Annotated in this window: 8 protein-coding genes; 4 read left to right on the top strand and 4 right to left on the bottom strand. The window is 54.0% G+C overall.

Annotation, left to right across the window (positions count from 1 at the left end; genetic code table 11):
* Positions 1-3 precede the first annotated feature (3 nt).
* Genes NGM62_RS15095 through NGM62_RS15105 form a run of 3 tightly spaced genes read right to left on the bottom strand, consistent with a single transcriptional unit; the run spans position 4 to position 4188 of the window.
* Complete coding sequence (locus NGM62_RS15095; protein WP_262249090.1) at positions 4-891, bottom strand: PorP/SprF family type IX secretion system membrane protein; 888 nt, start codon at positions 889-891, stop codon at positions 4-6.
* A gap of 16 nt (positions 892-907) precedes the next feature.
* A complete protein-coding gene (locus tag NGM62_RS15100; protein ID WP_262249091.1) occupies positions 908-2989 on the bottom strand; it encodes an Ig-like domain-containing protein in 2082 nt (693 codons plus the stop codon).
* A gap of 11 nt (positions 2990-3000) precedes the next feature.
* Complete coding sequence (locus NGM62_RS15105) at positions 3001-4188, bottom strand: hypothetical protein (RefSeq protein WP_262249092.1); 1188 nt, start codon at positions 4186-4188, stop codon at positions 3001-3003.
* A gap of 178 nt (positions 4189-4366) precedes the next feature.
* On the opposite strand from NGM62_RS15105, the gene NGM62_RS15110 reads away from it, so the two are divergent.
* The 3 genes from NGM62_RS15110 to NGM62_RS15120 all read left to right on the top strand — a co-directional run bounded on the left by NGM62_RS15110 (position 4367) and on the right by NGM62_RS15120 (position 9582).
* Positions 4367-6394 carry a histidine kinase gene (locus NGM62_RS15110; protein WP_262249093.1) on the top strand — a complete coding sequence of 676 codons (2028 nt, stop codon included), beginning with the start codon at positions 4367-4369 and terminating at the stop codon, positions 6392-6394.
* Positions 6391-7155, top strand: a complete 765-nt coding sequence (locus NGM62_RS15115) for a LytR/AlgR family response regulator transcription factor (protein WP_262249094.1) — start codon at positions 6391-6393, stop codon at positions 7153-7155. The genes NGM62_RS15110 and NGM62_RS15115 overlap by 4 nt, the downstream gene beginning before the upstream one ends.
* Positions 7156-7341: 186 nt before the next feature.
* Complete coding sequence (locus NGM62_RS15120; RefSeq protein ID WP_262249095.1) at positions 7342-9582, top strand: inorganic phosphate transporter; 2241 nt, start codon at positions 7342-7344, stop codon at positions 9580-9582.
* Between the two features lie 2 nt (positions 9583-9584).
* Here NGM62_RS15120 and NGM62_RS15125 read toward each other — a convergent pair whose 3' ends face one another.
* Positions 9585-9845: a hypothetical protein gene (locus NGM62_RS15125; protein WP_262249096.1), complete on the bottom strand. Its 261-nt coding sequence runs from the start codon at positions 9843-9845 to the stop codon at positions 9585-9587.
* A gap of 79 nt (positions 9846-9924) precedes the next feature.
* Between NGM62_RS15125 and NGM62_RS15130 the strand changes: the two genes are divergently transcribed.
* Complete coding sequence (locus NGM62_RS15130; protein WP_262249097.1) at positions 9925-12603, top strand: cation-translocating P-type ATPase; 2679 nt, start codon at positions 9925-9927, stop codon at positions 12601-12603.
* Positions 12604-12623: the final 20 nt, after the last annotated feature.

The raw sequence follows: 12623 nt of genomic DNA on the forward strand, positions 1-12623 counted from the left end.
CGGTCAGAGCAGGAGTGCAAGGCCGATTTCCATATCGCCGGTGGTCATGCGGTTGATGGCCGAGGTGGCCCAACTGTAGCTGACGAAAAACTGGAAGGAATTGCTGTGGGTGAGGCCGAACCCTGCGGTGGCGTGCTGCGAGCTGTGGTATAAACCAAACACATTGAACCGATTGGGCGTGGTGGAGCTGAAATCTACCTTCAGCCCGGCATCTACGAGGTCTCTATACGCTTTTACCCCCCGGTAGACGACCTTGGGCTCGGTGGTGCCCCAGCTGTGGTTAAACCGGTAGCCAGCACTGGCGACCATCCACACGTAGTCGGCCTGCTTCACCTCGGTGGCGAACTGGCTCACCATATTGGCCATCACGAATTGCAAAGAGACCCGGGGCGTGCGGAGCGCCAGTCCGAAGTCGCTGTCAAAGGCGGCCCTGCGGTCGTTGGCGGCCGTGATTTCCGGATCGGTGAGGTCGCCCGAAACCCGGTTGAGCGCCAGCCGATGGCTCACCAGCTTGCCAGCCAGTCCGAAGCCCAGCACAGCGTTTGTGCTGACAGGCAGGTGGAACGCATAGGCTACCGCTCCATTCGACTCGCTGATCAGGCCGGCGCGGTCGTGCTGGTATTGGATACCCACCCCCGATTTTTCGGTGAATCCGTAATCAAACGAAATGGCTTGCCCCTGCGGGAATCCATCGAACCTGGGGAATTGGGTACGGGTGCCGGCGGTGAGCTTTACCGCGCGTTGGGTTCCGGCCATGGCCGGGTTGAGCAGGTACTCGTTGAAATAGTACGTGGCGCCCATGGGGCGCAGCTGTGCCACGGTGGGTGCGCTGATGCACGTGAGCAATACCACGAGGCAGTACCGTAACCGATTATGTAGGCGAGTATTCATGGTGTCTCTTTCAGTTTCAATTGATGATAACGGTGATGTACGACCGGAGTATGGGCTGGCCATCGCCGGGGTCGAGTTGGTAATAATACGTGCCTTCGGCGGCGGGGACGCCGTTGATACGGCCGTTCCACTCATTTTGGTAAGGCGCAGCCGAGAAGATGACGCGACCGGCACGATCGAAGATGTGGATGCGGTTTTGGGGGTAGTATTCGATGTTTTCGAATTTGAGCACATCGTTTTTTCCATCGCCGTTGGGTGTCAGCACGTTGTTGGCGCTCAGGGTGCGGTCGATCGCCACGGTAAACACGAACGGACTGCTGGGCATGCCTTCGTTGCCGGCCCCGTCGGTAGCAGTCGCGGCGACGGTGTGTATCCGTTCATCGAGGTCGGAGGGTGTGGTGATCCGGAAGGCACCAGAACCATCGGCGGTGACCGTGCCGATACCGATGCCGTTGATGAAGATCTCAACGGTGGCGCCAGCCTCGGCATGCCCCCTGATTTCCGGCCTCGTATTGCTGGTGGTAAAGCCGGGGGAAGGCTGTCCGTCCACTTCCACGATTTCGGGCGCACCGGGGCTTTGGGTATCGATGCGGAAGGCAAACGGCTGCCCCATTTCGCTGCGGTTTCCGGCAGCATCCTCGGCCATCGCGGTCGCCTCATACGGCCCGTCGGCAAGCGCACCGTCCGGCGCCCATCGGAACAGCCCATCGGCGTCGGCCGTCAAGGTAGCCACCAGCTCGCCGTTGAGGTAGAGGTCTACCTGGCTATCCGCTTCGGCGGCACCCGTGATTTCGGGACGGCTGTTTGCGGTGGCGAATCCCGGCTCGCTACGGCCGTCGACGGCTGTGATGGCCGGGGGAGCGGGCGCCTCCGTATCGATGGTCACCTCGAAGGTGTTGCTGGCCTCACTTTCTTTACCCTGCGGGTTTGACGCGATGGCGGTAAGCAGGTAGGTGCCGTCGTCCAAGGGGCCGGGGGTGAGCACCCACGAGCCGTCGTTAGCGGACGTGGTTGCACCCAGCAGGTCGTCACCCGCAAACACCTGTACGGTGACGGCGCCTTCAGCGGTGCCCGCAATCGCAGGCGTCGCTTGGCGGGTCAGCACCGGCGACGGTTGCTGGCCATCGACCGATTGGATGGCGGGTGCGTCTGGTATGGGGTCTGCTATCGTAAATTCGCGGGCTTCAAGAAGCCCCCATCCGAATGCATTTTTTGCGCGCACATGGATGGTATGCGTACCCACTTCCAAGCCATCGGTGGCCACCTCGAAGGCCAATGTAATGGAAGAGGCGGTTGACGTGAACGGGAGCGGGGTACCGTCGCCCTGGCCGGGGTCTTCATCGATAAAGTATTCGATGGCGGTGATATCCGGCACATGAAACGGCTCTGAAATCAGAAATACGCGGCTTTCGTAAAGCCCCCAGCGGCCGGCGGCATCCCGGGCGCGGACGTGCAGGTTGTGGATGCCCGGCGAAAGCCCCTCGGTGGGGATGGTGGCGGTGAACGAGCCATTGCCGATGGCCAACGGCATCCCCTTACCCACCCCCGGATCGTTATCGATGAAGTATTCTGCTGCTACCGGTTCCGTGCCCCCGGGACCTATGCCGGTATAAAGGAACACCCTGCTTTCATAAAACCCCCAGCGGCCGGCGGCATCCCGGGCGCGGACATGCAGGTTGTGGATACCCGATGACAACCCATCAGTGGGGATGGCCGCAGAAAACGAACCGCTACCGATGGCCATGGGCGTCCCTTTACCCACACCGGGGTCGTTATCGATGAAATATTCCGCAGCCGCGGGTTCGGAAGCGCCCGGGCCCACGGCGGTATAGAGGAATACGCGGCTTTCGTAAAGCCCCCAACGCCCCTCGTCATCCATCACCCGCACGTGCAGGTTGTGGATGCCGGTTTGGAGGCCATCCAGTGGCACGTTGAACTGCGCGCGATAGCCGCCCCCAGGATCCGATTGGAAGCCGGAAACGGATGTGGCCTTCCCCACGCCGGGGTCGGTGTTGATAAAATATTCTGCTTTCGGGGCGACCTGGGCACCTGCCGGGCCCGTCAGCAAAAGCAGCAATCCAATGAACAGCCTTTTCATTTGCGCGGGGGTTAGTCCTGCTTAGCGGCAGTGATTTCCACGTTCAGCTCATCGCCCATACCCAACGTGGGGTTGAGGATGTTCATGGTGGTGATGATCGGTAATCGGGAGGCCAGCGCGTTTTCCCAGTTCAATGCACCCGGCCCGCCGAATAGCAGGCCTATATCGGCGCCATCGGATGCCGCATCTTTGGCAGGACCTGCGGATACGGCAAAGTTCATTGCCACGTCGTCCTTCCCGTCGTTGACCTCGGCCTGTGCGTAGAGCTGGGGGTCTACATCGAACAGGTTATTGCCGCCGTCGATGTTGCTATTGATGCTCCAGGGCTCCGGCGTAGCCGTTGATGTGGGAAAATAGAGCAGGTTGCTGTTGAACGTGCTTTGTGCGATATGGGCTCCCGGGTCTGTATTGACAAAGATATTGTTGCTGAGCATGAGGTTGGCATGGGCGGGATTTGGATTGGTGCCACCGGGAGCACCGAATACCGGCTTCGCACCGCCGCTGCCCGCCGTGCGATAGAACAGGTTATGGTCAAAAATGAAGTTGGTCTTGTTATTGTCAACCGGCCCCAGGTAAATGGCAAATTCTTTGAATAGGAACACGTTGTTTTGGAAGAGAAAATTGTTGAATACGTAGTTGTAGGCGAATTTGATGCCGTTGCTGTTGGAGGCGGCGTGCTCATAGAAGAAGAAGTTTTCTTGGATGATGTAGTTGCTGCAGTCGCCCCCCACACCGATTTCAAGGTCAGCCCCTGTTCCGCGGAATTCGCACCGTGCAATCCGGATGTTGTTGACACCGCCGCGTCCGCCCGAAATGTTGCGGGAGCCAAATTGCAGGCTTCGCAAAAAGACGAGGCCCTCGTAAGCGCTGCCCGAACAGGTGGCGTCGGCCGTGGCACCGGCGTTATCGATATGGCATTGGCCGTTGATGACTGCGCGCCCGGCGTTGTCCTTTTCGGGAGCCATGCCGGGGCCCACGATATACAAGCGTTTGTTTTCCTGCCTAAAGCCGTCATAATTTTTACCACTGGCCTGGATATAAATGGTATCGCCGTGCTTAGCCGCATTCACGGCTGCCTGTATGGTGGTGTATTGCGCACCGCCATTGGGCATGTTATTTACAGTAAGGACATCGGCGCGCGTAGCGAAGGCGACGAACAGGAAGCCGAACGGAACCAGGAGGAATTGCAGGGTTTTCATAATACGTTGATCATTTATGATGTGAATTGGTGATCCAAAAGTACCTGCAATCGGCCATCCGTGAAACGGCCATCCAGTGAGCGGCCGTGTTGAGGCAGTAAACGACCGCTTTTCGTCAGGATTGGGCGATTGCTCTCCCGCTGAAAAACAGTATCTTGCGAACGTAAATCTATGTGCCATGATGATTCGTTGGGTATTGTTGTGCAGCCTGCTGTGGACGGCCGGGTATGGCCGGGAGTCCGGTGGGGTGCAGCTGCTGTCTGAACTGCCGCAGGAGACCTCCATCCGGCAGCTGGCAGGCGTATACCTGGCGAAGACGGCGAAGACGCCGCATCCAGCAGATTGGGTGCCACCCGCCGCCAGCAGGTACAAGCCAATCCAGACCGAAAGCAGACACCAAGGCATAGACACGGTGTGCTGGGTACGTATGCGGCTGGCCAATGATTTCGACGTGGACACGACCGTTTACTTCCTGGACCGGTATAACCCCGAAACCCATGCCTACCGGCTGTCTGCCGATGGTGAACCCATCCCCATCGCGTCTAGTGGCTACTTGGTGTCGAGCCGGTTGCGCAACGTCAAGCACAGCACGTCGGTCATTGCACTGCGGATGGCGGCCGGTGAGCACGCAACGGTGCTACTGCGTATCGTGCCCTTTGCCGGCTCATCGGTGTATGTAGACCCCCAGTTGCTGCAGGAGACCGGGTTCCTGGCCTATATGCTGGAAAGTTATGTGAGCAACCAGACCAACACCATCATCACCAATGGGTTTATCTGGGCGGTGACCTGCTTGGCACTCTTCATGCTTTTTGCCTACATCCGTAACCGGCAGCACATCTACTTGTTTTATAGCGCCTACCTGCTCTGCAACGTCGTCTATGCGACCATGCATGCCGGACCCCAGACGTTGGTGGGTCTGTGGTGGGAACAGCTCCCGGGGTATTACTACAGCATCAACTACGCCATCCAGTTTGTCGGTTTTGCCCTGTACAACTATTTCGCGCGTGAGCTGCTCGACGTGAAGAAGCACGACCCCTGGATATACCGGGCCCTTAATTTTTTGGCACCTATCTACTTGGTTTTCGCAGCTATACAGGCCTCGCTCATCATGTTGCCCTTCGAGGCCGGTGCGGTAAACCTGCTGTTTCTCCTCATCCGCCTCATCTTTATCCCCTTCAATATTTACATGGTGGTGCGCGGATTGCGGACCGTACGCACCCCGGTAATGACTTATTTTGCCATAGGGGTATCGGTATTCCTCATTGGTGGCGGGATAGCCACCTACATGGTATACCGCCAGGTAACGCTGGACGGCGTCATGGCGGCCAGTATTTTCCAGCTGGGGATCTTGCTCGAAGTGATTTGCTTTGCATTTGCGCTCGGGTACCGCATCAAATTGGCCGACGAGGAGCGCGCAGCCATACGCCAGCAGTACATCGGGCAGCTGAAACGTAACCACGAGCTGGAGCAAGCATATAGCAACGACCTGAAAATCGAGGTGGCAAACCGTACCCGCGAACTGCTGGACTACCGGAAGCAACTGGAAGAGCAGAAGGCCGCCGAGCTGAAGCTGCAGTATGAAAAAAAGCTGTACGAGGTGGAGAATGTGGCGCTCCGGGCGCAGATGAATCCACACTTCCTGTTTAATAGTTTAAATGCGATCAAGTATTTCATCTTGAGTAGGCGCATCGAAGAGGCGGCCAGCTACTTGAACCGCTTTTCAAAGCTGCTCCGCATGATCCTCGAGTATTCGAAGCAGGAGCTCATCACCCTGGAAGAAGAACTGGAAGCCCTGCGGATATACCTTGAGATCGAATCGACGCGTTTCGACAGCTCCTTTTCGTATCGGCTGGAGGTGGAGAGTAACGTGCGGGCGGACCAGCTGACGGTTCCGCCGCTACTGCTCCAACCCTTTGCCGAGAACGCCATTTGGCATGGGCTCTTGCCCAAAACGGAGGGGCCGAAGACACTCGACATCCACATCAGCGAAGTAGATAAAGGCTTCTTGTTTGTGGTGGGCGACAATGGCATCGGGCGCCACCGTGCTGCGGCCATGGAGCGGAAAACATCGCGGTCTTTCGGTCGGCAAATCACACAGGAGCGCGTGGATATTTTCAATCGGACCTCGCACGCCAAGATTTACATAGACACCATAGACCTGCCCAACCATGGTGGCACGCGGGTGGAAATTACTTATGAAGTATGAAGAAGATAAAGGTTATACTGGTTGACGACGAGCGGTACTGCACGGAAACGCTGGCCATGCAAATCAACGGGCTGGGTATGGATGTGGAGATCCTTGCCAAATTCAACGATAGCGTGGACGCACTGGCGTTTATTTCGACTACCGCTTTTGACTTGCTTTTTCTGGATATCGAGATGCCCAAGATGAGCGGGTTTGACCTCCTCTCGCGGCTGGGGGAGTTTCATTTCGACGTGGTATTCACTACGGCTTACGACCGGTATGCCATCAAGGCGTTTCGGTACAGCGCACTGAACTACCTGTTGAAGCCAATTGATGACCTGGAGCTGCGGAAGAGCTTTGAATTGCATGCACGAAACAAGGAGAAGCACCTGAACCGGGAGTTGTTTTCGCATTTCCTCGGCCTGCTGTCGGGCGATGCGAACGTCAGTGGCAGGGTAGCCATCCCCGTTGATGACGGCTACGAGTTTATCAAGGTGGACGATATCATCCGGTGCGAGGCGGATAACTATTATACTCACCTGATTACCACGGATGGGAGCGATAAACTCGTATGCCGCACGTTAAAAGAAGTGACCAACTTGCTTAAAAATTCGGGTTTTGTACGCATCCATCAGTCGCATTTGGTCAACCCGGCACACATCCGGCGCATATCACGCCGTGATGGCGGTACGGTAATCACCATCGACAACCAAGCCTTGCGCGTATCGAAGGTCTACCGGCCGGCATTCCTCCAGCTGGTGGCACGGATAAGCAAGCTCTAGCAAGCGCTTGTACGCAACGTTTGCAATTGCAGCATATCTTCCCGACCTTAGTTGCCTGTCTCTTGACAAACGAAAACGGAGAAGTATGAATACGCATCTGTTGTTAACATTAACTTAACATCATGGAAACTATTAATACACATTAACTTCACACCTTTGTGCCGTTAATGCCGTAATTTGGTTGCTATGGACTATATGTTATTTATCGTTGCCGTATTGCTGGTTTTGGCCATCGCCGATCTGATTGTAGGCGTAAGCAACGACGCGGTCAATTTTTTGAATTCAGCGATCGGGAGCAAGGTGACGACCTACCGCAACATCATCCTTATTGCCTCTGCAGGGATTTTGGCTGGGTGTTTTTTTTCAAGTGGGATGATGGAAATAGCGCGGAAAGGGATTTTCCATCCGCAACATTTCACGTTCGATAAGGTGATGTGGATATTCCTGGCGGTGATGTTGGCCGACATTGTACTGCTCGATATTTACAATACATTGGGGCTACCTACCTCAACCACGGTTTCCATTGTTTTCGAACTGCTCGGAGCTTCGATGATCATGGGTTTCCTTTTCGCAGCCGAGAAAGGGGAGTCGATCGGTGAAGTGATGAAATACATCAATGTGGATAGTACTTTCTCCATTGTTTCGGGGATATTCCTTTCCATACTGATAGCTTTTACAGCGGGGGTTATTGTGCAGTTCGTGATGCGGGCCGCGTTTACGTTTCAATACAAAAGGCGGTTGAAAAGCTTGGGCGTGCCGTTTTCGGGTATCGGTATTGCTGTAATTATCTATTTCCTGCTTATCAAAGGGTTGAAAGGCACCACATTGGCTGAAACAGAATGGGTGGTTGCGATTCATGATAATGTGGTTATGGTGATGCTTGCCGTGCTGGTGGTGTCCGTTGGTCTTTGCTACTGGCTTCAGCGCCAGTTTGGGATGAACCCGTTGAAAATCGTGGTGCTGGCCGGTACATTTTCGCTGGCGATGGCTTTTGCGGGGAATGACTTGGTGAATTTCATCGGTGTGCCGATTACCGGATTGCTGGCCTATCAAAACTGGGTGGGAAGCGGTGTGCCGGCCGATACGCTGTACCAGGATTACCTTGCTAGGAGCGACATCATCGTGCCCACCTACATGCTGGGAATTGCCGGGGTGGTGATGGCGCTCACCCTCTGGCTGAGTGCTAAGGCAAAAAAGGTGACCGAGACCGAAATCAACCTCGGCAAACAGGGCGACGATGGAAGCGACGACCGGTTTAAGCCGAACAATATCTCCCGAAGAGTTGTGAAGACCGCGATGATGCTGGGGAATGTGTTTGATACGATAGTGCCGCGTAATGTGAAACGGCGTTACAACCTGAGTTTCCAACGGGATAAATTGCATAAAGCGACATTAGTTGGTGAACATGCGCCGGCGTTTGACCTGGTAAGGGCGGGGACCAACTTGATTTTATCCAGTATACTGATTGCTTGGGCCACCTCCCAGAAGCTGCCGCTGTCCACTACGTATGTAACCTTTATGGTGGCAATGGGCACTTCGCTGGCCGATAAAGCCTGGGGCCGTGAGTCTGCCGTTTACCGTGTGGCGGGTGTATTGAGTGTGATTGGGGGGTGGTTTATTACGGCATTCATTGCATTTTCGGTGGCTGGCTTGTTTGTCTTTATCATCTACCAAGGTGTAGTAGCTACCGCTGTGCTGATGGGGGTGGTGCTGGTTTACATCATCGTATCGCACGTTACGTTTGCCAAGAACGAGCAGAAATCAAAGACGGAGAAAAGCCGGCTCAGCTCATTGGAAGAGTCCGATCTCGATGTTTACATCCGCAGCAAGAATATGCTCGTAACGATGGTTATCGAAATATCGGGCCACTATGGGACTATTCTGAACGGGATACGCAGCGGTGACGCGTCGGCAGTGCGGAAAACCGACAAGGAGCTGATGGACCTGATTAAATACTCGTACAAACTGAAGCGGAATAGCCTGCGGGCTATCCGGAAGCTTGGCGCTGCCGACCGGCGCTCGGCCGAGGTTATTGTGCATGGAGCCGACCTGATACAGGATATGCTCCAGTCGGCAAAGTTCTTAAGCGCAGAGAGCTTGCAGTACATTGAGAATCTACATGAGTCGTTGGCGAGCGGGTTTATCGACACGTTAGAGGAGCTGGCGAGCAAGATGGATAAATTTTTCAGATTAGCCACCCATGAGCTTAACGAGGAAGATGGGCCCGACGTGCCGTTGCTGCGCTTGAGCCGCAATGAAATCCGTGAGTTTATCAATACCAGGTTTGGCAACGAGCTGGACATCATCCGCCGTAAGGATATTGGCAGCAAGCAGGCACTGCTCCAAACCAGTATATTCTTGCAAAGCCGCGACATACAAGCCGTGCTCTTCCGGATTTGCAAACTCTACGGCCGGTTTGAGAATTAGGGCTACGTATTCAACGATCCATCGTTTTCATCTACACGTATGCTGTACTCCTGCTGTACTTCGAGGGGTTCCCTTTTGCTTGTTTTTACTACTACGATCAAGTAAATAATACCGAATAATACCATCAGTGTGCCGTCCCACGTGCTTACCTGGCCGTCTAACGAGAGGGCGAACAGTAATATGGCTGCAAAAACCATCGTAAAGACGTCTTTTTTTATACTGTTGAGCTGTAAGGGCAGCGGGCGGATAGCGCTGAAAGTCATACTCCAAAATGTAGAAAATGTAGGTTAAAAACAAATACTATTCATAACTTTATAGTATCGAAAAAGTTTTTCAGCCCGTATGAGTGTTCCAAAAACTGGCAATCCGTTATTTCATGCCCAATCTATTGAACAGGTAATCAGTGAACTGAATGTAGATACCGATACAGGGCTTTCGCAAAATGAGGTCCAAAAAAGGTTAGACCAATATGGGCCCAACAAACTACAAACCCAAAAGCGGAAATCCATTTTTGTATTATTCGTTTCACAATTGCAAGATGCACTGATTTATGTGCTGATAGGGGCGGTTGTCGTTACCATGTTGATGGGAGAATATATAGACGGTATTATTATCATCGCTGTGATTCTCATCAATGCCATATTGGGCGTGGTACAGGAGGTAAAGGCCGGAAATGCCATCGATGCATTGTGGGACTTAGCCACGCCAAAAGCCGTGGTAAAGCGAGATGGCCAAACAAAGGAGATCGATTCGGAAGCGATTGTACCTGGTGATGTTGTCGTCTTAGACGCAGGCCGTTATATCCCCGCCGATTTGCGGCTAATCGAGAGTGCCAACCTACAGATAGACGAGTCTGCGTTGACCGGCGAGTCTGTTGCCACGACCAAAGATGCGGATGTCGTATTTTCGGAAGAATATATTCCGCTTGGCGACCGCACCAATTTGGCGTACATGACCACCTTAGTCACCTACGGCAGGGGGGAGGGTGTTGTTGTTGGTACGGGAAACCACACCGAGGTAGGCAATATTGCCCGGATTCTGAGTGAGGATGAAGAAACCAGGACGCCGCTGGAGATCCGTTTGGATAAACTCGGGAAAGCCCTTGGCATCGCCGCAATCGTCGTTTGTGTGGTTATTTTCTGCGTTTCATTCCTCCAAGGGCGAGATTTGGCCGAGATGTTCCTCACTTCGGTATCGTTGGCTGTTGCGGCTATCCCCGAAGGTCTGGCGGCAATCGTGGCGGTGGTACTTTCTATTGGGGTAACAAAAATGGCAAGGCAAAATGCGATTATCAAGAGGCTCCCAGCTGTCGAGACCCTAGGGTCGGTCAACATTGTGTGTTCCGATAAGACTGGCACACTCACCCAAAACAAAATGACGGTGCAAGAGCTGTATAGCTTTACCGACAAAGCCCAGCGCGTTGGCGAGGCGCTGTCTTCTGACGGTATCTTACTCGCGGAAGCCATGGTGCTGGCTTCAGATGCGACCCTTGAAAATGGGGAAGGTACGGGCGACCCAACCGAGATCGCGTTGTTGCAGATGGCGGACGACTTGGATATAAACCGAAAGAAACTACACCGAAATCAGCCCCGTATTGACGAGCTGGCATTTGACTCCGACCGGAAAATGATGTCCACCCTGAACCAAAAAGACGGAAAATACGTTGTGTATGCCAAAGGTGCAATAGACAACCTCATTCTGAAATGCTCGTCTGTTGTTGAAAATGGTAACATCATTCCGATTACCGAGGCCCACAAAGCCGCACTGTTGGCGGCTTCGGACATCATGACTGAAAAGGCACTCCGCACGTTGGCCGCGGCTTTTAAGCCGTTAGACAGCCCGATACCATCCGGTGATTTCGAAGAGGGCCTGGTGATGATCGGAGTGGTAGGCATGGTCGATCCGCCGCGGGCGGAGGTCAGAGATTCGATTGCTGTGGCTAAAGAAGCAGGTATCACCACTGTGATGATTACCGGGGACCACAAAAACACCGCATTTGCCATTGCCAAAGACCTAGGCATCGCGGAAGATGCCTCGGAGGCGACCACCGGTGCGGCGATTAACCATATGTCGCGATCCGAATTGCAATCCCATATCGCGGATTATCGCGTTTTCGCCCGGGTTTCACCCGAACACAAGGTCAATATTGTACGGGCGTTCAAATCAAAGGGTAATATCGTTTCGATGACAGGCGATGGCGTGAATGATGCGCCGTCGCTCAAAGCGGCCGACATTGGGGTGGCCATGGGAATAGAGGGCACCGATGTGGCCAAAAATGCATCAGATATGATTCTGGCTGATGATAACTTCGCCACGATTATCAATGCCATTGAGCAGGGTAGGAATATTTACAACAACATTAAAAAATCGGTGGTTTTCCTGCTCTCGTGTAATGTGGGCGAAGTTGTCACGATGTTTGTCGCCATAGTTGCAGGGTTGCCCGTACCTCTTATTGCCACCCAGCTTTTGTGGATTAATCTAGTGACAGACACCCTTCCGGCGGTGGCGCTCGGCATGGATCCCGGCGATGAGGACGTGATGAGGGAAAGGCCCCGGACGGTGAATGAGAATTTCTTTTCGCATGGCGCCGGACGACGCGTTATATTGGCCGGAACACTGATTGGGCTCTTAACACTTACGGCGTTTCTTTTAGGGTATTATATCCAGGGGTACAACCCGCTGAAAAGCGGTATCCCTGAAGTTGTCCACGAGTATGCCTGCACGCTTTCCTTTTTAACCATCATTGCCTGCCAGTTGTTCTATTCGTTCAGTTTCAGGCACGAACACAAGTCCATTTTCAAAGTCGGGTTTCTCTCAAATAAATACCTTGTGGGTGCAGTTGTCCTGGGGATAGCCTTGCAATTGCTGGTGCTTTATATCCCGTTTATGCGGACGGCCTTCAAACTCCAGCCCATTGGGCTAAGCGACTGGTTGTTGGTGCTGGGACTTGGAGTAGTGCCGCTCCTGGCCAATGAAGTGGTCAAGCTTTTCGGGAGGATGAAAACGGCCCGGCCCTCATGAGGTGAGCTAACGGGCCCCAA

Origin of the sequence: Parapedobacter soli, from assembly GCF_025460835.1 — a bacterium.
Taxonomy (GTDB): Bacteria; Bacteroidota; Bacteroidia; order Sphingobacteriales; family Sphingobacteriaceae; genus Parapedobacter; species Parapedobacter soli.